This window comes from Bradyrhizobium sp., assembly GCF_027451485.1.
In the GTDB taxonomy this organism is placed as follows: Bacteria; Pseudomonadota; Alphaproteobacteria; order Rhizobiales; family Xanthobacteraceae; genus Bradyrhizobium.
In genome coordinates this window covers 1-26,640 of sequence record NZ_DAIDJE010000053.1, presented here as the reverse complement: position 1 = coordinate 26,640, position 26,640 = coordinate 1, and the positions used below count along the sequence as shown (strand labels likewise).

General features: G+C 61.6%; 21 protein-coding genes. 13 read left to right on the top strand and 8 right to left on the bottom strand.

The window, feature by feature from the left end:
* Positions 1-140: 140 nt before the first annotated feature.
* Both NEZ08_RS08025 and prfB read left to right on the top strand, forming a co-directional pair.
* On the top strand, positions 141-2,648 hold the full coding sequence (locus tag NEZ08_RS08025) for a penicillin-binding protein 1A (RefSeq protein ID WP_298106069.1): 2,508 nt from the start codon (positions 141-143) through the stop codon (positions 2,646-2,648).
* Positions 2,649-2,750: 102 nt separating this feature from the next.
* Positions 2,751-3,882, top strand: a protein-coding gene (prfB, locus tag NEZ08_RS08020) for a peptide chain release factor 2 (protein ID WP_298106067.1) whose coding sequence is annotated in 2 segments (ribosomal slippage) — positions 2,751-2,819 and positions 2,821-3,882 — 1,131 coding nt in all. Because the reading frame shifts where the segments join, the coding sequence is not laid out codon by codon here.
* Positions 3,883-4,054: 172 nt separating this feature from the next.
* Here prfB and NEZ08_RS08015 read toward each other — a convergent pair.
* Together NEZ08_RS08015 and NEZ08_RS08010 are read right to left on the bottom strand one after the other, a co-directional pair.
* Entirely contained in the window at positions 4,055-5,398 is a 1,344-nt protein-coding gene (locus tag NEZ08_RS08015; RefSeq protein WP_298106065.1) for a peptidoglycan DD-metalloendopeptidase family protein, read from the bottom strand.
* A gap of 100 nt (positions 5,399-5,498) precedes the next feature.
* Entirely contained in the window at positions 5,499-6,188 is a 690-nt protein-coding gene (locus tag NEZ08_RS08010) for a peroxiredoxin (RefSeq protein ID WP_298106063.1), read from the bottom strand.
* Between the two features lie 555 nt (positions 6,189-6,743).
* Here NEZ08_RS08010 and NEZ08_RS08005 point away from each other — a divergent pair.
* Positions 6,744-10,349 (top strand): DUF3971 domain-containing protein, encoded by a 3,606-nt coding sequence (locus NEZ08_RS08005; protein WP_298106061.1) that lies wholly within the window; start codon positions 6,744-6,746, stop codon positions 10,347-10,349.
* Positions 10,350-10,363: 14 nt separating this feature from the next.
* On the opposite strand, the gene NEZ08_RS08000 is transcribed toward NEZ08_RS08005, so the two are convergent.
* Positions 10,364-11,611, bottom strand: a complete 1,248-nt coding sequence (locus NEZ08_RS08000; protein ID WP_298106059.1) for an MFS transporter — start codon at positions 11,609-11,611, stop codon at positions 10,364-10,366.
* 54 nt (positions 11,612-11,665) lie between these two features.
* Positions 11,666-12,919 carry a tyrosine--tRNA ligase gene (gene tyrS, locus NEZ08_RS07995; protein WP_298106057.1) on the bottom strand — a complete coding sequence of 418 codons (1,254 nt, stop codon included), beginning with the start codon at positions 12,917-12,919 and terminating at the stop codon, positions 11,666-11,668.
* Positions 12,920-13,090: 171 nt separating this feature from the next.
* Between tyrS and NEZ08_RS07990 the strand changes: the two genes are divergently transcribed.
* The gene (locus NEZ08_RS07990; RefSeq protein ID WP_298106055.1) at positions 13,091-14,191 is read left to right on the top strand and encodes an anhydro-N-acetylmuramic acid kinase; all 1,101 of its coding nucleotides are present in this window, start codon (positions 13,091-13,093) and stop codon (positions 14,189-14,191) included.
* A gap of 16 nt (positions 14,192-14,207) precedes the next feature.
* Here the strand turns inward: NEZ08_RS07990 and NEZ08_RS07985 are convergent, their stop codons facing one another.
* Both NEZ08_RS07985 and NEZ08_RS07980 read right to left on the bottom strand, forming a co-directional pair.
* A complete protein-coding gene (locus NEZ08_RS07985; protein WP_298106053.1) occupies positions 14,208-14,720 on the bottom strand; it encodes a DUF1697 domain-containing protein in 513 nt (170 codons plus the stop codon).
* 65 nt (positions 14,721-14,785) lie between these two features.
* Complete coding sequence (locus NEZ08_RS07980; RefSeq protein WP_298106051.1) at positions 14,786-15,433, bottom strand: alpha/beta hydrolase; 648 nt, start codon at positions 15,431-15,433, stop codon at positions 14,786-14,788.
* A gap of 265 nt (positions 15,434-15,698) precedes the next feature.
* Between NEZ08_RS07980 and NEZ08_RS07975 the strand changes: the two genes are divergently transcribed.
* The 8 genes from NEZ08_RS07975 (at position 15,699) to NEZ08_RS07940 (ending at position 23,293) form a co-directional block, all read left to right on the top strand.
* Positions 15,699-16,853, top strand: a complete 1,155-nt coding sequence (locus tag NEZ08_RS07975; protein ID WP_298106050.1) for a cysteine desulfurase family protein — start codon at positions 15,699-15,701, stop codon at positions 16,851-16,853.
* A 95-nt stretch (positions 16,854-16,948) separates the two neighbouring features.
* Positions 16,949-18,445, top strand: a complete 1,497-nt coding sequence (gene sufB / locus NEZ08_RS07970; RefSeq protein ID WP_298106048.1) for a Fe-S cluster assembly protein SufB — start codon at positions 16,949-16,951, stop codon at positions 18,443-18,445.
* 55 nt (positions 18,446-18,500) lie between these two features.
* Complete coding sequence (gene sufC / locus NEZ08_RS07965) at positions 18,501-19,265, top strand: Fe-S cluster assembly ATPase SufC (protein ID WP_298106046.1); 765 nt, start codon at positions 18,501-18,503, stop codon at positions 19,263-19,265.
* Positions 19,266-19,276: 11 nt separating this feature from the next.
* Positions 19,277-20,593 carry a Fe-S cluster assembly protein SufD gene (gene sufD / locus NEZ08_RS07960; protein ID WP_298106044.1) on the top strand — a complete coding sequence of 439 codons (1,317 nt, stop codon included), beginning with the start codon at positions 19,277-19,279 and terminating at the stop codon, positions 20,591-20,593.
* Positions 20,590-21,837 carry a cysteine desulfurase gene (locus NEZ08_RS07955; protein WP_298106043.1) on the top strand — a complete coding sequence of 416 codons (1,248 nt, stop codon included), beginning with the start codon at positions 20,590-20,592 and terminating at the stop codon, positions 21,835-21,837. The genes sufD and NEZ08_RS07955 overlap by 4 nt, the downstream gene beginning before the upstream one ends.
* Positions 21,834-22,232: an SUF system Fe-S cluster assembly protein gene (locus NEZ08_RS07950; protein ID WP_298106042.1), complete on the top strand. Its 399-nt coding sequence runs from the start codon at positions 21,834-21,836 to the stop codon at positions 22,230-22,232. The genes NEZ08_RS07955 and NEZ08_RS07950 overlap by 4 nt, the downstream gene beginning before the upstream one ends.
* A gap of 53 nt (positions 22,233-22,285) precedes the next feature.
* Positions 22,286-22,690: an iron-sulfur cluster assembly accessory protein gene (locus tag NEZ08_RS07945; protein WP_298106039.1), complete on the top strand. Its 405-nt coding sequence runs from the start codon at positions 22,286-22,288 to the stop codon at positions 22,688-22,690.
* A gap of 117 nt (positions 22,691-22,807) precedes the next feature.
* A complete protein-coding gene (locus NEZ08_RS07940; protein ID WP_298106037.1) occupies positions 22,808-23,293 on the top strand; it encodes a TfoX/Sxy family protein in 486 nt (161 codons plus the stop codon).
* Here NEZ08_RS07940 and NEZ08_RS07935 read toward each other — a convergent pair whose 3' ends face one another.
* A complete protein-coding gene (locus NEZ08_RS07935; RefSeq protein ID WP_298106096.1) occupies positions 23,294-24,328 on the bottom strand; it encodes a diguanylate cyclase in 1,035 nt (344 codons plus the stop codon).
* A 161-nt stretch (positions 24,329-24,489) separates the two neighbouring features.
* Complete coding sequence (locus NEZ08_RS07930; RefSeq protein WP_298106036.1) at positions 24,490-25,923, bottom strand: DEAD/DEAH box helicase; 1,434 nt, start codon at positions 25,921-25,923, stop codon at positions 24,490-24,492.
* 561 nt (positions 25,924-26,484) lie between these two features.
* Between NEZ08_RS07930 and NEZ08_RS07925 the strand changes: the two genes are divergently transcribed.
* Positions 26,485-26,640, top strand: a 156-nt coding sequence (locus tag NEZ08_RS07925; protein ID WP_298106095.1) for an FAD-dependent monooxygenase, incomplete at its 3' end; no start/stop codon positions are given.

Below are 26,640 nucleotides of genomic sequence, written 5' to 3'. Positions count from 1 at the left end.
GAATCGACACAATTCGCCCAGCGGCGGCGTATGATAAAGCCATCGCGATAAATCCGGCACCGGCCACGGATGGCGGGAAGCGGGAATACCTCCTGGAAGACGCCGTCTTTTCGGTGCACGGACTAAACGGAATTTGGAATATGCGCTTGCTCGTGCGGTTCTTGGGTTTCTTGTTCGCCGCGGGGACCGTTGTGTTCCTCGTGGCCGTGGCCGCCGTCGCTGGGCTGATCTGGCATTTCTCCAAGGATCTGCCGGATTATTCACAGCTTCAGGATTACGAGCCGCCGGTGATGACGCGTGTTCAGGCGGCTGACGGTTCACTTCTGGGCGAATATGCCAAGGAACGGCGTCTTTATCTGCCGATCCAGGCGGTTCCGAAGCTTGTGATCAATTGCTTCCTCGCCGCCGAGGACAAGAATTTCTACGAGCACGGCGGCATCGACTATTCAGGCATGGCTCGCGCGGCCATTCTTTACGCGGAGAACCTCGGCTCGAACCGCCGGCCACAGGGTGCCTCTACCATCACCCAACAGGTCGCCAAGAACTTCCTGTTGACCAACGAGGTCTCGTTTACCCGCAAGATCAAGGAAGCCTTGCTGGCGATGCGTATCGAGCGGGCCTATTCGAAGGACAAAATTCTCGAGCTTTACCTCAATGAAATCTATCTGGGCCTTGGCGCCTATGGCATTGCTGCGGCCTCGCTCGTCTATTTCGACAAATCGGTCAATGAACTCACCATTGCCGAAGCTTCCTACCTTGCCGCGCTGCCGAAGGCGCCGGCTGCGCTCCACCCGGTACGCAACCACGATCGTGCGGTCGAGCGGCGTAATTATGTGATCGATCGCCTGCTGGAAAACGGCTGGATCAGCGCGGCTGACGCTGAGAAGGCCCGCAAGTCACCGTTGATCGTCACCAATCGTTCCAACGGCGCGCGAACCTTTGCGGGCGAGTATTTCGCCGAAGAAGTCCGCCGCGACATCTTCGAACGTTACGGCGAGAAGAAGCTTTATGAAGGCGGCCTGTCCGTTCACGCCACGCTCGATCCGAAGATCCAGGTGATGGCGCGCAAGACGATGGCCGCGGGCATGGTGAATTACGATGAGGCGCAGGGCTGGCGCGGCGCCATGAGCAAGCTGGACATTTCCGGCGACTGGGGTGTGAAGCTCGCGGACGTCAAATCGCTCTCGGACATATCGCCGTGGCGGATGGCGGTGGTCCTGGAAACCAGCGATCAGTCAGCGCGCATCGGCTTCCAGCCCGGGCGCGAGCTTGGTGGCGCCGTGAGCAAGGAACGGCAGACCGGGATCATCACGCTCGAAGGAGTGAAGTGGGCTAAGGCCACCTCGGGACCGACAAAGGGCCGGAGCCCGACAGCGGTGTCGCAGGTGCTGTCGCCCGGTGATGTGATCTATGCCGACCCGCTGTTCAAGGACGGCAATCCGGTCGAAGGTCAATACCGGCTGCGCCAGCTGCCGGAAGTGTCCGGTGCGATGGTGGTGATGGATCCGTGGACGGGCCGCGTGCTTGCGATGGTCGGCGGCTTCTCGTTCGATCAGAGCCAGTTCAACCGTGCTACCCAAGCCTACCGCCAGCCGGGCTCCTCATTCAAACCGATCGTCTATTCGGCCGCACTCGACAATGGTTATACCCCTTCGACCGAGGTGATGGACGCTCCGATCGAAATCGACCAGGGGCAGGGTGGCGGCGTGTGGCGTCCCGACAACTTCTCCAACGGCAAGTACCGGGGGCCGACCACGCTGCGGAACGCCCTGCGCCTGTCGCTCAACACGGTCACCGTGCGGCTCGCCCAGGACATCGGCATGCCGCTGATCGGCGAATATGCCAGGCGCTTCGGCGTTTATGACGAGCTGCCGAACTATCTCTCGTATGCGCTTGGCGCCGGTGAAACCACGGTGATGCGGATGGTCACGGCTTATTCGATGATCGCCAACGGGGGACGGCGCGTGAAGCCGACGCTGATCGACCGTATTCAGGACCGTTATGGACACACCATCTTCCGGCACGATACCCGCGAGTGCCGCGGCTGCGATGCGCCTGGCGGTTGGAAGAACCAGCCGGAGCCGCAGCTCATCGACCATCGCGAGCAAGTGCTCGACCCGATGACGGCCTATCAGATCACCTCGATGATGGAGGGTGTGGTGCAGGCGGGTACCGCGACCGTCCTCAAGGAAGTCGGCAAGCCAATCGCTGGCAAGACCGGCACCACCAACGAGGCGAAGGACGCCTGGTTCATCGGCTTCTCGCCCGACATCGTGGTCGGCATCTATCTCGGCTACGACAAACCGCGTCCGCTCGGCCGGGGCAACGCCGCGACCGGCGGTCACCTGGCTGCGCCGATCGCGCGCGATTTTCTCAAGATGGCGCTCGCCGACAAACCGGCCGTTCCGTTCAAGATCCCGGCCGGCATCAAATTGGTCCGTGTCGACGCCAAAACCGGTATGCGCGTCGGGCCGGGCGACACTGGTCGAACCATCCTCGAAGCTTTCAAGCCGGGAACGGCGCCGCCGGATAATTACGCCTCCGCCATCGGTATCGGCGATCCGGACGGACGGCCGGTCTACCCGCAGCAGCAACCGCCCGATGCCGATCGCGGCCTGTTCCGTCCCGGCACCGGCGGATTGTATTAGAGACTGCGGGGAAACTATTCAGAGCTGCATTGCGCTTTGCGACGTCCGCCGCTACATCGGGCGGACGTTGCACGACCTATTAGACTAACGGATCAGAGAATCATGCGCGCCGAAGTCGAACGCCTCGTCGAAGAGATCAAGCAGTCAGTCGGGCTGCTGAGGAGGCATCTTTGACGTTGAAAAATCCACCGCGCGGCTGGCTGAGCTGAACAAGCTCGCTGAAGACCCCAACCTCTGGAACGATCCACAGAAGGCACAGAAGCTGATGCAGGAGCGTACCTCGCTGGAGGATGCGCTGTCCGGGATCGGCAAGGTCGAACGGGAGCTTGATGACGATGTCGGCATGATCGAGCTCGGCGAGGCCGAGAACGATGCGGCTGTCGTCGCCGAGGCCGAATCGGCGCTAAAGGAACTCAAGAAGGAAGTCGCCCGGCGCGAGCTAGAGGCGCTGTTGTCGGGTGAGGCCGATCGCTTTGATTCCTATCTCGAGGTTCACGCTGGCGCCGGCGGCACCGAAAGCCAGGATTGGGCCCAGATGCTGCTGCGGATGTACACCCGCTGGGCTGAAAAGCACGGTTTCAAGGTGGAATATCTCGAGGAGTCGCAGGGTGAAGAAGCTGGCATCAAGTCGGCGACCATCCAGATTTCAGGTCATAACGCCTATGGCTGGCTCAAGACCGAAGCCGGCGTGCACCGCCTGGTGCGGATATCGCCGTTCGATTCCAACGCGCGGCGGCATACGTCGTTCTCGAGCGTGGCGATCTTTCCGGTCATCGACGACAGCATCAAGATCGACATCAAGGAATCCGACGTGCGTACCGATACGATGCGCTCGGGAGGCGCCGGCGGCCAGCATGTCAACAAGACCGAGTCTGCGGTGCGGCTGACGCATATTCCGACCGGCGTTGCGGTGGTCTGCCAGGCCGGGCGATCGCAGCACAAGAATCGAGCACAGGCCTGGGACATGTTGCGTGCGCGGCTTTACGAGATCGAACTGAAAAAGCGCGAGGAGCAGGCCGCCGCCGATCAGGCTGCCAAGACCGACATCGGCTGGGGCCATCAGATCCGGTCTTACGTCTTGCAGCCCTATCAGATGGTCAAGGATCTGCGCACCGGCGTCCATACGTCGGACACTTCGGGTGTGCTTGATGGTGATCTCGACGAGTTCATGGCGGCAACGCTCGCGCAGCGCGCCTTTGGCACCACGCCTGGCGCAGTGGAGGACGTCGATTAACGGCGACGCGTTCAGGCTAATACCGCCGATCTGAAGTCCCTGCACCACAAGCGGCGAATTCGATCAGGGACTTCAGATCGATAAAGCGGCCCTAGAATCAGTAAATCCCATGACTTTCCGAAGCTCGTGAAAGTGGGTGCTGAGGTGTAACACGAACTTCGGAAAGTGGGCGCTAGCCCGCGCTCAGGCGGACGCCGGCGCGAAGGAATTTTTGCGGATCGACGGCCTCGCCATCGATTCGGGTCTCGTAGTGAAGATGCGGTCCGGTCGAGCGGCCCGTTGAACCGACGAGGCCGATCACCTGGCCGATCTTGACGACTTCGCCGACCTTCACCTCGATTTCGGACAGATGCCCATAGCGCGTCGACAGGCCGTTGCCGTGGTCGATTTCCACCATCCGGCCATAGCCTCCGGCCCAGCCTGCCGATGCGACCTTGCCGTTTGCCGTGGCACGCACGGGGTCACCGGTCGATGCGCGAAAATCAAGCCCGGTGTGCATCGCCGGACGACCCAGGAAGGGGTCCGAGCGAATTCCAAATCCCGAGGTGAACTCAACCTCGCCGATCACGGGCTTCCGATAGGGCACCAGTGCCAGTGTCCGGTTCAGCCGCTCGACCTGGGCGCGGTCAATGTTGATGCGATAGAGCTGACGCTCAAAGGCATCCGCGTTGGCGCGCAGTCTTACCGGCACGTAGGGACCGCCCATGCCTGCATGGGGCGTCGCCGCTTCCAGCTGACCGAGATTGAGACCAAGGTCGCTGATCACGCCGCGCATGCGACGAGCGCGCGATTCCAGGCTCTCTTCGGCGTTGGTTAGTGAAGCCATCTGCCGACGCTCGACCTGATCAAGCGAGTTCTGCAGACGCACAAGCACGTTGTCGACGCCCTGGATTTTTGCGGCTTTGATCACCGAGGCATTTGCACCGTTCGACCCACGGGATTCCAGGCGCGCCTCGCGATCTGGCGGCGCGACGAACACCGCAGTGTCGCTGATCGGCGAGGGCTTCGGAATCCCGGAGGGCCGTGGTTCCGACAGCGTGGCGCCTCGTGATGGAGATCTGATCGATCCGGTGATGTCGGGGATGGCGCTCATCGCAGTGGCGCGCGACTCCAGCGCCGCCTGCCGACGCATGATCTGTTCGAGCTTCTGATCGAACTGCTCCTGATCCAGAAGTTGCCGGCTGGTGGCGCGGTCGACCTTGGCGCGAAGATCCGCGATCCGATCTTCGTAAGCATATTGCATTTCGGCCTGTCGGGCGATCAGCCGCGTCAGAACGTCGTCCCGAAATGCGAAATAGGTTGCGGTTGCCGCAGACCAGACGCCGAGCGCTGTCACCGTGCCGACCACGATCCAGAAGACAACAGGTCCGAAACGCACCTGCTTGCCGGCGTGGACCAGTGTGTAGCCGCTTTGATCGCGCTTAGCTTGGGGTGGATTGATCGGCTGGCGGGTGATGTGCCGGCCTGCATTCGGTGGCTGGCGATACGCGGACTGATGACCGGAACGATACGACATCGGCACTCCCGTGCCGGTCGGAGGAGAGTTCCGTACGGCCCAATTTGCGAGGGAGATTTGACCCGGCCATGGTTAATTTTTCGCGAATGGCTATTCCCGGTCAGCCCGACCGGGCGGCGGCGAGTACCTCATCGGCGTGGCCGTCCACCCTGACTTTGCGCCAGATCTTGACGATCCGGCCGTCCGCTCCGATCAGGATGGTGGTACGAAGAATGCCTTCGAACGTTCTGCCATACATGGATTTTTCTCCCCAGGCGCCGTAGGCCTCAAGCATCTCGTGGGTCTCATCCGAGGCGAGAGGAACCGAAAGCTGGTGCTTGTTCCGAAAGGCTTCCTGCGCTTTTGGCGTATCGCCGGATACGCCGACGACGGCGATTCCGGCCGCGGCAAATGCTCCCTTGAGCCGCGTGAAGTCGATCGCCTCGCGCGTGCAGCCCGGCGTATCGGCCCGCGGGTAAAAGAACAGCACGAGCTTTTGGCCGGCAAAGTCTTGAAGCGAAACCGTGTTTCCTCCGTCTCGAGGCAGTTTGAAAGACCGCGCCTTTTCGCCCTCCCTGAGGACGGAACGCGCACGGTTCTCCCGATTCGATGTCGCGACGGCTTTGGCTTTTGAGAGTTTGGATGAACGTAGCCGCGGACTGGCTTGTCCGCCTTTTCGGCTCTTGCTCGATTTTGACGGCGAGCGTCCCCCCTTGGCGGTGGGCTGCTTGGCAGGTGTCTTCGACAGCGGCGCACGCGCTTTCCGCGAAGCCAGTGGTTTACCGGATTCCTTGCGCGTTTTCTTGGACATACGCCTTCCTTTCGTCGCTTTCCGCGGATCAATCATTGAGGTATTGAAGCCGACGCGATCTGCGGGCGGGGTTCGGCTTGTTCCGGATTATGCTCAAAAGGATTTCGACACGCCACTGGTGGCGCCTATCTGAAGTTCCTGCACCAAGAGCGGCGAATCCGATCCAGGAATTTCAAATAGCAAGCGGCACTAGAATCAAAAGTTTGATAGTGCCAATGATTTTTTCGAAGTTCGTGAAAGTGGATGCTGAGGTGCAACACGAACTTCGGAGGGTGGGCACTAATCCGGCGGCTGGCAAGGAGGGAGCGGAAGCCCTCCTGCTGCGCCGTCACTCCGCCAGCCGCGGCAGGCTTTCCCAACAACGGGAATCGAAGGACTGTTTGCAAAGTATGGGGTTTAGTGGAGTTCTCGATTTGCGATTCGCCTCGGGAGAACCTCGGTCGTCAGGGGTGGCGATGACAAATCGATCCCACTGCAATGACGCGAGGAGCAATACGGCGCAACGCGCCGTCGTGGCTCCGGCAGGCCTTCCATCGGTACCGGCAACGAGAGCCAATGGTAAGACATAGGTCAACCGAGGACCCCGGCGCGACCGCAGACGTCCATCCTCAGGGGTGGGACGGCGCCAACTGGCATGCGGACGAGCATGACGAGGCGGCCGGACACCATGCGCGCCGGCTCCTCTCCGGATCGAATGCCCGATTCTACCGGCTTACAGACCATCTGCGATCCTTCCGCCGCTACCTTGCCGGCGAACGCTGGTTCTGGCGGCTTTCCATCGTTCTGGCTTCGCTGCTCGTGATCTTTGCCGGCTGCTTCGGCGGCCTGTGGTGGCGGCTCGGCGCGGGTCCTATCAACCTTGATATCGCGACTCCCTGGCTCGCCTCCGCGATCGAGGAAAATATCGGTCACGGCAACACGGTCGAAGTTGGCGGCACGCAGATCGAGCGCGCCGGTCGCCTGCGAATTGCGGTGCGTATCCGCAATATCGTGGTGCGTGATCGGAACCATGCGATCGTTGCGAGCGCTCCGAAAGCCGAAGTGCGACTGTCCGGCTCGGCGCTGCTGTTGGGACAGCTACGCGCGGAAAGCCTGAACCTCGTCGATGCCGAACTCGCCGTACGCATCAATCCGGACGGCTATGTCACCGTGTCCGCCGGCGACAACGCGCGGCCGCTGGCAACCGGCGTCGCCTCGAAGAAGGAAGCCGGGCTTCCTCCGACCTTTCCGCGCCAGGCCGCGCCCAGCGTGCCAGCCTCTCCCCAGCCAAGCCAGCCAGCGGCCTCGCGGTCTTCCGCCCAGAGTGCGCAAGCCGGATTGCTGGCGGGCCTCGACTGGCTCGACAGCCTGAGCCTGACCGGGCTTGACGGCCAGAACCTCAACGAAATCGGCCTGAAGAACGGCAGCCTCATCGTTGATGACCAGCAGCGCGGCAACAAATGGAATTTCCAGAACATCTCGCTCAGTCTGCGCCGGCCAAGCGGTGGCGGGATTGCTTTCAGCCTTGCCGAAGAGGGCACGCAGGGTTGGTCGCTGCACGTCGCAGTGGGACCGCCGAGCAACGGCGTAAGATCCGTCGACATCAAGGCTGACAAGGTCTCGACTACCAACATTCTTCTGGCGCTGCGGCTGAAGAACCTGAACTACAGCGCGAACCTGCCGCTCAGCGGCGAATTGAAGGGCGAACTCGGACGCGACGGCGTGCCCACGTATTTCCGCGGCAAGATCTTCGCCGGTGCCGGCGAGATTATCGACAGCGACACGCCCGAGTTTCCGATGGCGATCGACTCGATGGAAGTCAACCTCGATTGGGACGCCAACAAGCGCGCCCTGACAGCGCCCTTCAAAATTATTTCCGGGCAAAACCGGATCACACTGCTGGCGACGCTTGAGCCTCCCAACGGCAGCGTCAACGAGTGGCAGTTGGGTTTCAGCGGTGGCACCGTGTTGCTGGCCGGCAACGACGACAATGATCCGCCGGTCATCTTCAATCGCGTCTCGATCGGCGTGCGTTTAGATACCGACAAAAAGCGCGTGACCTTGACGCAGGCCGACTTCAGCAATGGGGAGATCGGGGTTGCCGGCACCGGCAGCATCGATTATTCCGGCGAGCCGCGCATGACGCTCGGATTTGCCGGCACCCCGATGACCGCTGCCGCGCTCAAGCGGATCTGGCCGGCGCTCGTCGTTGCGGACATCAGGCAGTGGGTGATTGACCGGGTCGAACGCGGTGCGATCCAGCGTATCGAGGTCGGGGTTAACTCTCCGGTTCAAAACCTCTCGCGCAAGGGGCCGCCAATCCCAGACGATGGCCTCAACGTCACCATTGTGGCGAGCGGAGTGACGATACGGCCGGTGGACGGATTGCCGTCCATTCATGACGCCGACCTGAAGGCGCATGTCACTGGCCGAACCGCGAATGTCAGCATCGGGCAAGGCGTCGCAGACACGCCGGCGTCCCGCAAGCTCAACGTTTCCGACGCCGTGTTCGAGGTGCCGGATACGTTTCCGAAACCCGTGCAAGCCAAGGTCAAATTCCGCATTGACGGCCCGGTGCCCGCGGCAGCCGAAATTCTGGCCTCGGACAAGTTAAGCGATCTTTCCGCTACCCTGATCGATCCCAACGCGAGCAAGGGAACGGTTTCTGCCGTCGTCAACCTGGCCTTGCCGATCAAGCACGATGTCACCCGCGCCGACGTGAATTATACCGTCACTGCCGATCTCGGCGGGTTTTCCGCCGATCGACTCATGATGAATCAGAAGGTCGAATCCAATTCGCTGAAGATCATCGCCAACAACCAGGGCTATCAGGTCAAGGGCGACGTGAAGATCAACGGGCAGCCGGCCTCGCTAGACTATCGCAAGCAGGTCGACGGCGATGCTGATATCAAGCTGCAGGCGACGCTCGACGAGGCAAGCCGTGCCCGGTTCGGCTTTGATCTTGGACCGGCGGTAAGCGGCTCCATACCGGTCAAGCTAAGCGGCAAGATCGGCGGGGACAATACCCGCCTCGGCATCGATGCCGATCTTACCCAGCTCAAGCTCGACAACGTTCTGCCCGGTTGGGTCAAGGCGCAGGGCAAATCCGCGCATGCCACTTTCAACGTGGTGCAGAAGCCGCAATCGACCCGTCTCGAAGATATTGTCATCGAAGGCGGCGGCGCTTCCATCAAGGGATCGCTGGAGATCGATCAGAATGGCGATCTCATCAATGCTAGTTTCCCGACCTATGCGCCTTCCGAAGGCGACAAGACGTCGCTGCGCGCCGAGCGTGGGACGGACGGCGTGCTCAAGGTCACCATGCGCGGCGACATCTTCGATGGTCGCGGGTTCCTGAAGACCGCGATTTCCGGAAAGGACACCGACAAAAACGCGAAGGCCAAGGGCATCGACATCGATCTCGACATAAAGCTCGGTGCGGTAGCCGGGTTCTTTGGCGAAGCGCTGCGCGGCGTCGATGGGAAGATGTCCCGCCGCGGTGGTGCGGTGAAAAGCTTTGCGTTCAGCGGCAAGCTTGGGCGCGAGACGCCGGTCACGGCGGATTTGCGCCGCGGGCCGGGCCGCGAGGTGATCGTCCTTGAAACCAACGACGCCGGCGCGTTCCTTCGTTTCACCGATACCTATTCAAAAGTCATCGGCGGCCAGCTTCAGCTGGCAATCGATACCCCGACATCCGACGCGGGCCCCAAGGAAGGCCTGCTCAACGTCCGGGATTTCTCGGTGAAAGGGGAGGCCTCGCTCGATAAGCTGGTTTCGGGTGGCCAGCCGACACCAGGCGGCATCGCCTTCTCGCGGCTGCGCGCGGAGTTCAGCCGCCAGAACGGCCAGCTGACGATCCGCGAGGGCGTTCTCAAGGGGCCGGCGATCGGAGGGACGATCGAAGGCAGCATCGATTACGCGGGCAACCAGGTGCGCATGAGCGGCACCTTGATTCCTGTGTATGGCCTGAACAACCTGCTAGGCCAGATCCCTGTCGCCGGATTGTTCTTCGGCGGCAGCGATGAGGGGGTCTTCGGCCTGACCTACGAGGTCGTCGGCACGCCGGACAAGCCGACTCTGCGCGTCAATCCGGTATCGATGATTTTCCCGGGCATCTCCCGAAAGATCATGGAGTTCAACACCGGCAAGCAGAACAACGGCGTCGAATACCCGGCGAACTGACTTGCCGCTTTCCCTCAACGCCTGAGTGCCGGAACCACCAGGAACGGAATCATGCCGAGGATCACGCTGATCAGCGCGTAGAGGATCAGCGGATTGTAGCTGTGGGTGACGTCGTGGATGAGGCCTCCGCTCCATGAGCCGAAGGCCGATCCCAATCCGCTGCCGATCGCGATTGCGCCGTAAATCGTGCCGACGCTTTTTCCTTTGAACAGCTTCATCGCCGTCGCGGTCAGAAGCGGGCCGCGTGAACCGATCATGCTTCCGAAACAGATGACGAAGCCGGCCAAGATCCAGATGTTCTGATAGCTGTGCAACAGCCAGAGCAGGAAAATGCCGAACACTGACATCGCATAGGAAAAAAGGACGGACGGCCGGCGCCCGATGACGCCATCGAGCCAGGAGACGCCCAGCATGCCGAACAGCAGCACGACGCCGGAAAAGCCCCAGGCCGTCGCTGCCTGCAGAGGCGGAAAGCCAGCTTCAATCAGATAGGCCACGATTTGCGGCGTCAGCGCATACATGCCGATGGCCGTGAAGAAGAATGTCGCGAACAAGGCCCAGAAAGCGTGATGGCGCACGGCGCGGCCAAGCGTCCAACCTTCATCCGGCCCGTCATCGGCGAATGTCCTGGTGAGATGCGGCTGTCCTTCGGAAAACAGCCGCCACGGCAGGACCAAGAGCGGCAGCAGCAACACCAGCGCCGTGACCCCGAAAATCTGGTAGGCGCCGCGCCAGCCGAAATGCTCGATCAGAAGCTGCGAAGCCGGCAGCAGGGCGAGGACGCCGGCGCCGGTTGCGGAATAAACAACCGCCATGGCGGTTGGCAGTTTGGGGCCGAACCAGCGGCCCAGCAAAATCGAATTCGGCACATTGCCGATCAGGGCGATGCCGAGCCCGACGCAGAGGCCGATGCTGAGTTGAATTTGCCAGAGCCGGGCGGCGTGCGCGGCGAACAGGAACGCGCCGCCGAACAGCAACAGGCCCAGCGAATAGACGCTCCGCGGGCCCGAATAGTCGAACAGGCGTCCGATCAGGGGCGAGGCGAGGCCGCCCGCCAGCGCGCTCAATGAATAGACCGAGACGACGTCGGCGCGGTTCCAGCCAAAACTTTCGGAGATAGGCAGCAGGAAGACCGAAAAGCTTTCGCCCAGTCCGCGCCCGAACAGCGAGAGGGCAAAGCACACGGCGAGCACGCCGAGCGCAGTGTGCACCGGCTTTGCCGGCGCCGTGACGACGTCCTCCCGCGGAGCGTTTTGATCCATTGCGCGAGGGAGCCTGTTTTGCGGCTAAAGCGCAAGCGCGCTTGCGGAATGTGCTTATGCAGGCTTGAGCAGCACGTGGCGTTTCTTGCCGAACGACAGCTTGATGACCCCTTCGGGTGTCAGGTCGGCCGGTTTGAGTAGCATCTTTTCGTCGGTAACGGCGACGTCATTGACCCGCAAGCCGCCGCCCTTGATCTGGCGCCGCGCCTCACCATTCGAAGCCACCAGGCCTGCCTTGACGAAGGAGGCGAGCACCCCGATGCCGGCATCCAGTTCTCCCTGCGAAACTGACACGGTCGGCAGATTTTCCGCGATCGCGCCTTCCTCGAAGGTCCGCCGCGCCGTCTCGGACGCCTCGCGCGCCGCAGCCTCTCCGTGCAGCAGCGTCGTGGCGGCATCGGCCAGTGCTTTCTTGGCTTCGTTGATTTCCGCGCCTTGAAGCTTTGCCAGCTTGTCGATCTCGCTCATCGGCAGCGTGGTGAACAGCTTCAGGAACTTGACGACGTCGGCGTCCTCGGTGTTGCGCCAGTATTGCCAGAAATCGTACGGCGAAAACTGATCGGCATTGAGCCAGACCGCGCCCTGCGCCGTCTTGCCCATTTTGGCACCGGAAGCGGTGGTGAGCAGGGGCGTTGTCAGCGCGAACAGTTGCGGCGTTCCCATGCGCCGTCCGAGATCGACGCCCATGATGATATTGCCCCATTGATCCGAGCCGCCCATCTGCAAGCGGCAACCGGTTCGGCGCGCCAGTTCGACGAAGTCGTAGGCCTGGCAGACCATGTAATTGAACTCGATGAAGCTCATCTCCTGTTCGCGCTCGAGCCGCAGCCGCACTGAATCCATGGTTAGCATGCGGTTGACGGAGAAATGCTTACCGACGTCGCGCAGCATCTCGATCCAGTTGAGCTTGGTGAGCCACTCGGCATTGTCGAGCATGACGGCATCGCTCGCACCCGCTCCGTAATGCAGCACCTTGCCGAACACGCCGCGTATCGAAGCCTTGTTGGCCTCGATCTCGGCGACCGTGCGGATCGCGCGCGTCTCGTCCTTGCCCGAGGGGTCGCCGACCATGGTTGTGCCGCCGCCCATCAGCGTGATCGGCTTGTTGCCGCTTTGCTGCAACCAGTAGAGCATCATCATGGTCAGGAAATTGCCGATATGCAGCGAAGGCGCCGTGCAGTCATAGCCGACATAGGCCGTGGCCTCGCCCCTGGCGGCGAGCGCGTCCAGGCCTTCGAAATCGGAAGCCTGGTGAATAAAGCCGCGCTCTTGCAGCACGTTGAGGAAATCCGACTTGAATGCGGTCATCTTTCTTCGAACCTGATCATTCTTGTTTTACGGTATTTGCGGCAAATTGCCCGAACTTAACCATGATGGGCTGCTGCGAATGCGTGCGCTGTGGCATTATAAGATGTGCCCGTTTGGCACAAGGTGAATGCAAAGCTTGACGTCCAGGGGTAGGGCGGAGGCTCGATTAAGATGATGCTAACGGCTCTCGGTCTGATGAGCGGGACCTCGCTGGACGGGGTTGACGTCGCCATGATCGAAACTGACGGAAAACGCGTCAAGGCGTTCGGTCCGTCCGGCTACCGGCCCTATAGTGACCTCGAACGCCGCCTCCTGCTCCAGGCGCTGACCGAGGCCGCTCACCTCCAGGCGCGCGAAGCGAGGCCCGGTATTCTCCGGGAGGCCGAGCGGGTTGTCACTGCGGCGCATGCCGAAGCCATTGCGAGCTTCAAGGCCCAGAACCGCATCAGCAGCGAAGACATCGACATTGTCGGTTTCCATGGTCAGACGGTGCTGCACCGCCCGGCCGACAAGCTGACCGTGCAGATCGGCGATGCCGCCGCGCTCGCCAAGGCCATCCATATTCCCGTGATGCATGATTTCCGCGCCGCCGACGTTGCGGCCGGCGGTCAGGGCGCGCCGCTGGTCCCGGTCTATCATCGTGCACTCGCGCAATCGCTGGATCGCGAGGGGCCGATTGTGGTGCTCAATATCGGCGGCGTTGCCAATATCACCTATATCGACGGTGATACGCTGATCGCCTGCGACACCGGGCCCGGCAATGCCTTGCTCGATGATTTCATGCATCGCACGACTGGCCAGCGTTTCGATTGCGACGGTCGCATGGCCGCACAAGGCACCGCGGATACGGCATGGATATCGGAAGCCTTGAAGGATCCGTTTTTTAATCTGCCGCCGCCGAAATCGCTCGACCGCAATGATTTCGCCAAGCGCATTCTTCGCGACGTATCTCCTGCGGATGGCGCGGCGACGCTGACGGCCTTCACGGTCGCGGCGGTCGCCAGGATCGTGCCGCAATTGCCGAAGCGCCCGCGAAGCTGGATCGTTGCCGGTGGCGGTGCGCGCAATCTCACGATGATGCGGATGCTGCGGGAGCGGCTGCATCCGACAACCGTCGAGTCCGCTGATGCGTTGGGTTGGTCAACTGATGCGATCGAGGCGCAAGCGTTCGGTTTCCTGGCCGCACGCGGCCTGAAAGGCCTGCCGCTCAGCTATCCCGCCACCACCGGCGTGCCGCTTCCGATGACGGGCGGCCTCGTCGCCCGGCCGTGAAAGGCAAGCGGCCCAGTCAGAGTCCGGCAGCCATTTTGGCGAGCGTCGCAACCGTGTTCATGTTGCGCGCGGTCCCGGCCTTGGCCGCTGGAATGACGAGTTTTGACGAGCCTATCCCGTCGCCGTAATGGACGTAGATCACACGCCGTCCGAGGCAAATCTTCTCGTCCTTCTGCCCGCGGACGCCTTCCAGCGCATCAGCCGGCGGCGCGCGATCGAGAAATAGCGCGACGGTGCGGTTCGGCGCCAGCTTTGGAAAGGGATTGTCGGCAGATATCTGCGCCATTTCCGCGGCGCTGCGAACGAGCACGCCGACCGGCTTGCCGGCATAGGTCTCGAGGCGCTTCTCGAGCGCGGCCTTGATTGCAGCTTCCGGCTTGCCGCTTTTGAAGACGACGTTGCCGCTCGCGATATAGGTTTTGGCCGACGCAAAACCGAGTTCGTCGCACATTGCTTTCAAGTCGCTCATCGCGAGCTTGCCGGTGCCGCCGACATTGACTGCGCGCAGTAATGCGATCCAGGCTGGCACTTTCAGAGATCTTTTTTCTGAAGCGCTTTTTTCACGCGAACCGCTTCACACTTTGCCTGAAAGCGCTACCGCACGTTGGCGAGCCGCATGTCGAGATAGGCGGTGACCGACTGCATCAAGGGCTCGAGCTTGCCATCGAAGAAGTGGTTCGCGCCCGGAATGATCTGCTGGTCGATCACGATGCCCTTTTGCGTCTTGAGCTTCTCCACCAACGTATTGACGTCCTTCGGCGGCACCACAGCGTCCTTCTCGCCGTGCACGATCAGGCCCGAAGACGGACAGGGCGCCAGGAACGAGAAGTCATAAAGGTTGGCGGGCGGCGCGATCGAGATGAAGCCTTCGACCTCCGGCCGGCGCATCAACAGCTGCATGCCGATCCAGGCACCGAACGAGAAGCCGGCGACCCAGCAGGCGCGCGCTTCCGGATTGATGGTCTGCGCCCAGTCGAGCGCGGACGCCGCGTCGGACAGTTCGCCGGTGCCATGATCGAACGAACCCTGGCTGCGGCCGACGCCGCGGAAGTTAAAACGCAGCACCGAAAACCCGCGATGGGCAAAGGCGTAATAGCACTGATAGACGATCTGATGATTCATCGTGCCGTGAAACTGAGGATGCGGATGCAGGATCATCGCGATCGGCGCATTCTTCTGCTTCGCCGGGTGATAACGGCCTTCAAGACGGCCCGCGGGGCCGGTGAAAATAACTTCAGGCATGGACGGTCCTTAAACTCGACCGGTGTGTCGCAGGCATCATCTGTCGCTCGCGATGAGGAGAGCCGGTCGGCAGATGATGGCTCATGATGGAGGCCGCGTTCTAACATGGAGCGAGGGGCAAAATGCAAGGATTTTGCACATCCGCTTGCTGGTTCAAGACGTTAGGCAGAATTCCGGGATTGCAGCGAAACCCGAATTCCACCAAGTGTGATAGACGCGAAGGGTTGCACGAGCCCGCCAAGAGTGAAGGTAATATTATACGTACATGTCGAAGCGCGTTTATCTCGACTGGAATGCGACGACCCCGCTCAGGGACGAAGCACGGCGCGCCCTTGCCGCCGCCCAGGATCTTGCGGGCAACGCATCCTCGGTTCACGCGGAAGGGCGTGAAGCAAGGAAATTGATCGAGGGGGCGCGCAGCGCCGTTGCCGCGGCCGTCGGCGCCCAGCCGCGGAACGTCGTATTCACGTCGGGCGGGACTGAAGCCAATGCGCTGGCCCTGGCACCCGGGCTGCAAGCGGAGGGTGGTTCCCCCGTCGGGCGGCTGGTGGTGTCGGCGATCGAACATGCCTCGGTGCTATCCGGCGGCCGGTTCCCGCCGGGCTCAGTCGCGCGCATCCGCGCCGGCCGCGCCGGCGTCGTCGATCTCGGCCATTTGCGCGATCTGCTTCATGGCGGGCCACCCGCACTGGTGTCGATCATGCTCGCCAATAACGAGACCGGCGCGATTCAGCCCATTGAGGAGGCGGCCGGGATCGTTCACGAGGCGGGCGGAATACTCCATGTCGATGCGATCCAGGCGCTTGGCAAGATGCCCTTCGAAATGAGGGCGCTGGGCGCCGACCTTCTCACGCTCTCTGCGCACAAGGTTGGCGGCCCCAAAGGGACTGGTGCATTGGTGCTGTCGGATGGGCTGAACGGACTGGAACCGCTTCTGCGCGGCGGGGGTCAGGAATCGAACCGCCGCGCCGGCACCGAGAATGTCGCGGGGATTGCCGGCTTCGGAGCGGCGGTTGGCGCCGCCATGGCCGACCTGCCGGCGGCCGCCGCCCGCATGCAGGTCTTGCAGGAACGGCTGGAGAGTGGCCTCCGGTGGACCCCTGCAATCATATTCTCTGATTCTGTCCGAAGGTTGCCCAATACCACCTTGTTTACGGTGCCCGGGTTGCGGGCAGAAACCGCGGTGATTGGCTTCGATCTCGCTGGGATTGCGGTTTCCTCGGGCTCGGCCTGTTCCTCGGGCAAGGTGCAGCCATCCCATGTCCTCGAGGCGATGGGTTTCGATTCGAATATGGCCCAAGGCGCGGTGCGGCTGAGTATGGGCTGGTCCACGCAGGATGCGGACGTGGATTTGTGCCTGGAGGCTTGGCGAAGCCTTGCGGGTCGACTACTTAAGGATCAGCGACGAAACACAGCTTGAACCGTTCTAAGCAGGTGATTTCGTCCGGGAAACATCGTAAGAGACGCTTAAGATTTTTTCCACCGCGGTCCTTGAAACCGCGAGCGGAGGACTGAATGGCTGCCGTACAAGAGACGGTCGATCGGGTTCGCCAGATCGACGTCGACCAGTATCGATATGGATTCGAGACGCTGATCGAATCCGAGAAGGCTCCAAAGGGGCTTTCGGAAGATACCGTCCGCTTCATCTCCACAAAGAAGAACGAGCCGGCCTGGATGCTGGAATGGCGCCTCGAGGCCTATCGCCGCTGGCTGACCATGGCTGAGCCGACGTGGGCGCGCGTCAACTATCCCAAGATCGATTACCAGGACATCTACTACTATGCCGCTCCGAAGCCGAAGAAGGCGCTGACGTCGGTTGACGAAATCGATCCGGAAATCCTGAAGACCTACGAGAAACTCGGCATTCCCTTGCGCGAGGTCGTGATCCTGGAGGGCGTCGAGCCGCCACCGGGCGGTGAGCCCTCAGCCAGTCGCAAGATCGCGGTCGATGCCGTGTTCGACTCGGTCTCTGTCGCGACGACCTTCAAGGAAGAGCTGCGAAAGGCCGGCGTTATCTTCATGCCGATTTCGGAAGCGATCCGCGAGCATCCGGAGATCGTCAAGAAATATCTCGGCTCCGTGGTGCCGACCTCCGACAACTTCTTTGCCACTCTGAACGCGGCAGTGTTCTCCGACGGGTCATTCGTCTACGTGCCGCCGGGTGTGCGCTGCCCGATGGAACTATCGACCTATTTCCGCATCAATGAGCGCAACACGGGCCAGTTTGAGCGCACGCTGATCATCGCCGACAAGGGCTCCTATGTGAGTTATCTCGAGGGCTGCACCGCCCCGCAGCGCGATGAGAACCAGCTTCACGCCGCCGTGGTCGAGCTTGTCGCGCTTGACGATGCCGAGATTAAATATTCGACGGTCCAGAACTGGTATCCCGGCAACTCCGAAGGACTGGGTGGCATCTACAACTTCGTCACCAAGCGTGGCGACTGTCGCGGCGTCAACTCGAAGATATCGTGGACCCAGGTCGAAACGGGATCGGCGATCACATGGAAATATCCGAGTTGCATTCTGCGCGGTGATAATTCGCGTGGCGAGTTCTATTCGATCGCGATCTCAAACGGCCATCAGCAGGTCGATTCCGGCACCAAGATGCTTCATCTCGGCAAGAACACGACGAGCCGGATCATCTCGAAGGGTATCGCCGCCGGTGTGTCGCAGAACACCTATCGTGGCCTCGTCACCGCGCATCGCAAAGCGACCGGTGCGCGCAACTATACCGCCTGCGATTCGCTTCTGATCGGCGACAAATGCGGCGCGCATACCGTGCCTTACGTCGAAGCAAAAAATTCTTCCGCGCTGTTCGAGCATGAAGCGACGACCTCGAAGATCTCCGAGGACGTGCTGTTTTATTGCACGCAGCGCGGGCTGTCGCAGGAAGAGGCGGTTGGCCTTGTCGTCAACGGCTTTGTGAAGGACGTACTGCAACAGCTGCCGATGGAATTTGCGGTGGAAGCGCAGAAGCTGATCTCGATCAGCTTGGAGGGCAGCGTCGGCTGACGCGGCATTGTACGCTATCGAAGGCGGCGCAGCGATCGGTTTGAAAGGTAATTGAATGTCACTGCTTGAAATCAAAGATTTGCAGGTTCGCGTCGATGACCGTGAAATTCTCCACGGCCTGTCGCTCACCGTGAACGAAGGCGAGATCCACGCGATCATGGGCCCGAACGGCTCCGGCAAGTCGACGCTCTCCCACGTCATTGCGGGCAAACCTGGCTACGAGGTGACCGGCGGCGAAATCCTGTTTCGGGGCGAAGATCTTCTGGAGATGGATCCTGACGAGCGTGCCGCGAAGGGCGTCTTCCTTGCATTTCAGTACCCGGTCGAGATTCCCGGCGTCGTCACCATGAATTTCCTGCGCACAGCCTACAACGCCCAGCGCAAGGCACGTGGCGAAAGCGAATTGATGGCGCCGGAATTCCTTAAAAAAGTGCGCGAAGTCGCCAAACGGCTCGGCATCCCGCAGGATATGCTCAAGCGCGGTGTCAATGTCGGCTTCTCCGGCGGCGAAAAGAAGCGAAACGAAATCCTTCAGATGGCGCTGTTCGAGCCTAGCCTTTGCATCCTGGACGAAATGGACTCCGGGCTGGATATCGATGCGCTGCGTATCGCAGCCGATGGCGTCAACGCGTTGCGCTCGCCGGGCCGCGCAATGGTCGTGATCACCCATTATCAGCGGCTTCTGAATTACATCATCCCTGACGTCGTTCACGTGATGTCGAAGGGCAGGGTCGTGAAAAGCGGCGGCAAGGAACTCGCGCTTGAGCTGGAGGCGTCCGGCTACGCCCAGTTCGATGAAGCAGCGCTGACCGCGGCGTAACGGAATTTGCAATGAACGTTGTATTGACCAAGACCGAGACGCAACGACCGGCGAGCGATGTTTTTGCCGGCGTGCGCGATCGCCTGCCGGGCCGCGGCAAGGCTGCGGAGGCGCGCGAGCAGGCCTTTGCGGCTTTTGAGCGGGCCGGCTTGCCGCATCGCCGGCTCGAAGACTGGAAATATACCGACCTGCGGGCGCTGATGCGCGACGTGCTGCCGCTTGCTGCCGCACCCGATAAGAACGCACTTGAGCGCGCCGAAGCCGCGCTGGCTTCGTTACCGGCCGTTGACGCCGTTCGCGTGGTATTGGTCGATGGCGCGTTTGCGCCGACATTGTCGAATCTCGGCGGCATGGAAACCGGTGTTCGCGTGCAGACGTTGCGTGAGGCGCTGGAAGACGGCAACCATGCCGATCTGCTCAGCAACGGCTCAGAACCGGGTGCGATGATCGCGCTGAATGCGGCGATGGCGACGGATGGCCTAGTGATCACAGTAGCTGACCGCGTGGCGATCGCGAAGCCGCTTCACATTGCGCACGTCGCGACCCGCGGATCGACAGCCAGCTTCACGCGTTCGTTCCTGACGATCGGCAAGGCTGCGCAAGCGACGCTGTTGGAGAGTTTTGTTGCGGCAGAAGGTACCAAATCCTACCAGGTCAATGACGTCATCAGCGTATCGGTGGGCGACGATGCCGAGGTGCAGCATGTGCGGCTCATGGACGATGGCGCTGACGCCACCAACATTACGACGGCCGTGTTTTCGGTCGGGGCCAAAGCGCGCCTCACCACCTTCAATATGACCAGCGGCGGCATTCTCAGCCGCTATCAGGGTCATCTGACCTTTTCTGGTGAGGGCGCCGAGGTGAACGCCAATGGCGTGAACCTGCTCAATGGCCGACAGCATGCCGACACGACGCTGTTCCTGGACCATGCGGTTCCGCACTGCATGAGCCGGGAAGTATTCCGTTCCGTTGTCGATGATCGCGCGCAGTCGGTGTTCCAGGGCCGGATCATCGTTCGGCCCCACGCGCAGAAGACCGACGCCAAAATGATGACGCGGGCCTTGTTGTTGTCCGATGAGGCCGAAGCCGACAACAAGCCCGAACTGGAAATTTTCGCCGATGACGTGACCTGTGGTCACGGCGCGACCACCGGCGCGCTCGACGAAAGCCTGCTGTTCTATCTGCGCGCGCGTGGCCTTCCGGAAAAGGAAGCCGAGGCGCTGTTGATCCAGGCGTTCGTCGGCGAAGCAATCGAAGCCATTGCCAGCGACGGTTTGCGCGAATTGACGGTTACGATCGCGCGAGCCTGGCTCGAGAGGCGGGGATGATCATGCATCCGGCCGTCGCAAATGGCTCTTACGATGTCGCCAGGCTGCGGGAGGATTTTCCGGCGCTGGCCATGCAGGTCTACGGCAAGCCGCTGGTCTATCTCGACAACGCCGCGTCCGCGCAAAAGCCGAACGCGGTGCTGGATCGTATGACCGAGGCCTATCGAAGCGAATACGCCAACGTCCACCGCGGCCTGCATTATCTCGCCAACGCCGCGACAGAAGCCTACGAGGGCGCCCGCGCCAAGGTCGCAACGTTCCTCAAGGCGTCACGGCCCGAGGAAATCGTCTTCACTCGCAATGCGACGGAGGCGATCAACCTTGTGGCGTCCTCCTGGGGCGCGCCGAACCTCAAAGAGGGCGACGAGATCGTGCTCTCGATCATGGAGCACCATTCCAACATCGTGCCCTGGCATTTCTTGCGCGAGCGTCAGGGCGCCGTCCTCAAATGGGTTGACGTCGACGACGGCGGCAACTTCCTCATCGAGGAATTCGAAAAACAGCTCACGTCGCGCACCAAGCTGATAGCGATCACGCAGATGTCCAATGCATTGGGCACCGTCGTGCCGGTGAAGGACGTCGTGAAGATCGCCCATTCCAGGGGCGTTCCGGTGCTGGTGGACGGCAGCCAGGGTGCGGTGCATCTGGCGGTCGATGTGCAGGACATCGGCGCGGATTTCTACGTCTTCACCGGTCACAAGCTCTACGGGCCGACCGGCATCGGCGTGCTCTATGCCAAATACGATCACCTCGTGAGCATGCGGCCTTATAACGGCGGCGGTGAAATGATCCGCGAGGTCGCGCGCGAATTCGTGAGCTACGGCGATCCGCCGCACAAGTTCGAGGCTGGAACGCCCGCGATCGTCGAAGCGATCGGGCTGGGTGCCGCGATCGACTATGTCAATTCGATCGGCAAAGAGCGCATCAGCGCTCACGAGCACGACCTTCTGGCCTATGCGGAGGCGCGCCTGCGCGAAATCAACTCCCTCCGCGTGATCGGCACTGCCAAGGGCAAGGGACCGATCATTTCCTTCGAGATGAAGGGCGCGCATCCCCACGATGTCGCGACGGTCATCGACCGGCAGGGGGTCGCGGTTCGTGCCGGCACCCATTGCGTGATGCCGCTTTTAGAGCGGTTCAACGTGACCGCGACGTGCCGGGCCTCGTTCGGAATGTATAATACGCGCGAGGAAATCGACCATCTGGCGCAGGCGCTGATCAAGGCGCGGGAATTGTTCGCATGACCGACACCGTTGAAGCCAAGAGTCCTGAAAGCGAAGTGGAAGTGAAGACTTCCAACATGGAAACACAGTCGGCCCTGCCGCCGGAGGAAACCGAGCGGTTGAGCAACGACATCGTCGCCGCACTGAAAACCGTGTTTGATCCGGAAATTCCGGCTGACATCTATGAGCTCGGCCTGATCTACAAGGTCGAGCTCAAGGACGACCGTTCCGTCGATCTGGTGATGACGCTAACGACGCCGAACTGCCCGGCGGCCGGCGAGTTGCCGACGATGGTCGAGAACGCCGTCGCCAGCGTTCCAGGCGTAGGCGTCGTCAACGTCAATCTGGTGTGGGATCCGGCCTGGACGCCGGACCGCATGTCCGACGAGGCGCGTCTCGTCCTCAATATGTGGTGAGCATTCGCGCGCGACACCAAGCGCCTCATTGAACTGGCTTTGGGATTGACCACATGACCGATATGAGCCCGACTTCCCCAACCTCGAAGGCAAGGCCGCGCCCGCGTCCGCAGGTGATGAAGCTGACGGACGCCGCCGCCGAGCGCATCCAGGAACTGACCCGGCGCGCCGATTCCGAAATCGTTGGCCTTCGGGTCGGCGTGAAGAACGGCGGCTGCGCCGGACAATCCTATACGGTCGAATATGCCCACGAAATCCGTCCGACCGACGAGGTCGTCGAGGACAAGGGCGTGAAGATCCTGGTTGATCCCAAGGCGGTACTGTTCCTGCTCGGCACCGAGATGGACTACAAGAGCGACAAACTGCAAGCCCAGTTCATCTTCAATAACCCGAACCAGGTCGGCGCCTGCGGCTGCGGCGAATCCGTGCAGCTCAAGCCGGCCAACGTCGAAGGCTGACATCTTGTCCGGGGCCCGCGGCAGCGCTTAAGTGCTGCGTAGAACCGGGGTTCGCTGCTAAACTGCGAGAGCGCATCGTTCACTGCGCGGCGTCCGGGGACGAGGCGGCGCTTCTCGATGGATCGCGATTTCCTGATCGAATTGTTTTCTGGTTTCGGCCCCGTGACGCTGCGCCGGATGTTTTCCGGCTTTGGCATTTCCGTCGATGGCGTCAATTTTGCGCTGGCGCTGCGCAGCGGGGTCTACCTGCGCGCCGACGAGACGAGCATTCCGAAATTGGCGGCGGAGGGCTCTAGGCCGTTTCAGTACCAGCAGCGCTCGACAGGGAAGGTCGTCACGGTCAATTCCTACTGGGAATTGCCGGCGCGGCTGTTCGACGATTCAGAGGAACTGGCGGACTGGGCGAAGTCTGCGTTGGCGGCCGCACAGCGGGCCGCGGGGAGCAAACGCCCGCGCCGGAGGACAGCGAAAAAGCCGGCCGTCAAAACCCCAGCGAGCAAGAAGGACTTGCACAAGACCGCCGCCAGCAAAGCGCGAGCGGTAACGAGCGTGGCAAAGAGAAAACCGGGCGAATCCAAAACGGCGCGACGAAAAGGAAGTTGATCAGGCCACCTGGCCGCGGGTTTCCGCCATGTATTCCGGATCGGCCTCACAGATCACCCGGTTGCGCCCGGCTCGCTTGGCGGCATAGAGGCACGCATCGGCCCGTTCGATCAGCGAATCGCAGTCGTCGCCCGGCTTGAGCATCGAAACGCCGACCGAAATGGTGACGCGTCCCAGAATCTCGCCGGTGGATTTTTTCTTCAATTCCTTCGACATCACGGCACGGCGGATGTGATCGGCGACCGTTAGCGCCTGACGCAACGCCGTGTTGGGCAGCACGACGGCAAACTCTTCGCCGCCATAGCGGGCGGTAATGTCCTGTCCCTTGATGGATTGCTTCAGCGACATGCCGACCAGCCGCAACACCTGATCGCCGGTGAGATGGCCAAAGGAGTCGTTGAAGGATTTGAAGTAGTCGATATCGAACATCAGCAGCGACAGCGGTTCGCCAGTCTCCAATGCATTCGCAACGGCCGTCCCGAGCGAGCGATCAAAATACTTTCGATTGCCGAGACCGGTCAGGGGATCGGTGAGGCTCTCCGCCCTGATTGCCTCCAGGCTCTGCTGGAGATTGCTGATTTCCGTTTTCGACATCGCCAGCCGCTCTTCCAGCGTCTTGGCGGTATCGCGCATCTCGTGCGTGGTTTTGACGAGCGTGTCGACCACCTTCATGACCTGTTCGCGGTCCGCGGCCTTCGCGAGCCGTTCGGTCGCGCCGGCGAGGCTTGCATTGTAGGCCTCCGACATGCCGAGCGCGTCGCCGATCAGCCGCACTACGTCGTCGATTTCTCCGATGACGCGGGCGCCAACCTTGTCGATGCGGTCGGTCGTCTTGAGGTGGGAGAGATAGGTTTCGTAGATCTGCTCGAGGTCGGCTTCGGTCAGCTTGCCGTTGTGCGCGAGCGTCTCGTTGATGACCTGGTTGAGCTGAGAATTGTAGCCGGTCGCGTAGACGTACCAGATCTCGTAATTACGAGGGATTGCGGGCTGCCGAAGCGACCGGATCTGGCCCAGCGCCAATTCGGCAAAGGCCATCGTGCGTTCGTGTTCGTCCAGCACTGAACTCGCCCCCAGCGAAAGTCAGCGCGGCCCGATTCTCGCGCCAATCTCATAAACTATGGGAATCAAGCTACCGTAGGTTGATTTACGAGCCGTAAATGCCGATCCGCAAATCCACCCTGATGATCGTCCGCCGATCAAACGCGCGCACGCACCGGACGCAACAAAAACGCTGGAAGATGCGAGTGATCAGCGGGTTCCGACGCGGTATGCGAGGGTTTGGGTTCCGCAGGGCGGCCGATCGACGGAGGCTTCGGGGCTGAAGAAGGAGTTCCCGGCGCTTCCCTCGTTTGCGCAACCCTAGATTGAGATGTGTGTGCGGGGTTGCGGCCGCCGCCATGGCCGGCGTCTTGTTCGCGGCGCCGTTTGCGTCCGCCGCGCGAGCCGTCATGCCCGCGTTGCCGTGGGCGCTCCTCGCGGGCGGCCGCCGGCTCTTCGGGCGCGGCGAAACTGCCTTCAGCGAGCGGAATGCTCTGGCCGATCAGCTTTTCAATGGCGGCGAGCGACTTGTGGTCAAGCGGCGTGACGATGGACACCGCGGTGCCCGTGCGGCCGGCGCGGCCGGTGCGGCCGATCCGGTGTACGTAATCGTCCGCATGGTGGGGAACATCGAAGTTGAAGACGTGGCTGACGGCGGGGATATCGAGGCCGCGCGCCGCGACATCGGAGGCGACCAGGAGCGGAATTTCGCCCTTGCGGAATTGATCGAGCGCTGCGGTGCGGGCCGATTGATCCATGTCGCCGTGCAGCGCGCCGACGCTGAAGCCGTGCTTTTGCAGCGACTTGTGCAGGATGGCGACTTCGCGCTTGCGATTGCAGAAGATGATCGCGTTGTTGAGGTCCTTGGCTTCGCGCAGCAGGCGACGGAGGATATCGCGCTTTTCGTGGGCTTCGCGTCCGGACGGGACCTGTAACTGCGTGACGGTCACGGCCGTTGTCGCCGGTTTCGAAACTTCCACTTTCTCCGGGTTATGGAGGAAAGTCTCGGTGACGCGCCGGATCTCCGGCGGCATGGTGGCCGTGAAGAACAGCGTCTGGCGAGTGAAGGGGACAAGCTTGCAGATGCGTTCGATGTCGGGAATGAAGCCCATGTCGAGCATCCGGTCGGCTTCGTCGATCACAAGCAATTCGACGCCGGTGAGCAGCAACCCGCCGCGTTCGGTGTGGTCGAGCAGCCGGCCTGGGGTTGCGATCAGAACGTCGACGCCGCGGGTCAGCTTGGAATCCTGGTCGCCGAATGAGACGCCGCCGATCAACAGCGCCACATTGAGTTTCTGGCCGACGCCATAGCGGTCGAAGCTTTCCTTGACCTGCGCGGCGAGTTCGCGCGTCGGTTCCAGGATCAGCGTGCGGGGCATCCTGGCGCGGGCGCGGCCCTTTTCGAGGATCGTAAGCATCGGAAGGACGAAGGCGGCGGTTTTTCCGGTGCCTGTCTGGGCAATGCCGAGGACATCGCGCCGGGCCAGAACGTGGGGAATCGCCTGTTCCTGAATGGGGGTCGGATTCGTGTAACCGGTGGCCGCGACGGCGGCGAGCACCTTTTCGGACAAGCCGAGATGGGAAAAAGACATTGAGCCTCTGGCAGATACCGCCGTCTGGAATCTTGAAAAAGGGCTGTCGCGCTTAACCCCGGAACGGCACGCAGATTTGCACGGGATTTTCGGATACGCGGACAGGCGGGGTATCACGGTTCGATACCGGGCCGCGTCTGGCCGGAACATAGGCGCGCATCTGCCAAAGTCAATGGAAACGGGGCCATGCGCGTTGAAAAAGCTTAACCTTTTGACACAAATGGGCAGCAATCGGCGGCCTCGGCCGTAGCCTTGCGGGGGTGTGAACCCGGCGGTTTCTGTCGTTGCGGCGTCTGGCGGGGTGGGGCGCGCGCCACGAAGCGTAGACGGGTCGGCGCGAAGGAGCAGGGGTTTCGGATCGCGCTGCGTCTCGGTTAGACGCGAGTGATTGCTAGGGCTCTGCTTCGGTCCCCACCGCTAAGTTAAAGATAATACCGGGATGCGAGGGTTGATTCAACGGCAAACGCTGTTCACCTGCCGCAGGCGGAAGAGCGAGTGCACTTTCTTACAATTATAACCTCAACTCAGTCCGATCATGCTTTAGCGCGGCGGGAGTCGTCGATGCCCCGAACCATTCAGACCCATTGTTGCATCGTCGGCGGTGGCCCGGCCGGCATGATGCTCGGTTATCTGCTCGGCCGCGCCGGCATCGGCGTGGTGGTATTGGAAAAGCACGCCGACTTCTTCCGGGATTTCCGCGGCGATACTGTACATCCC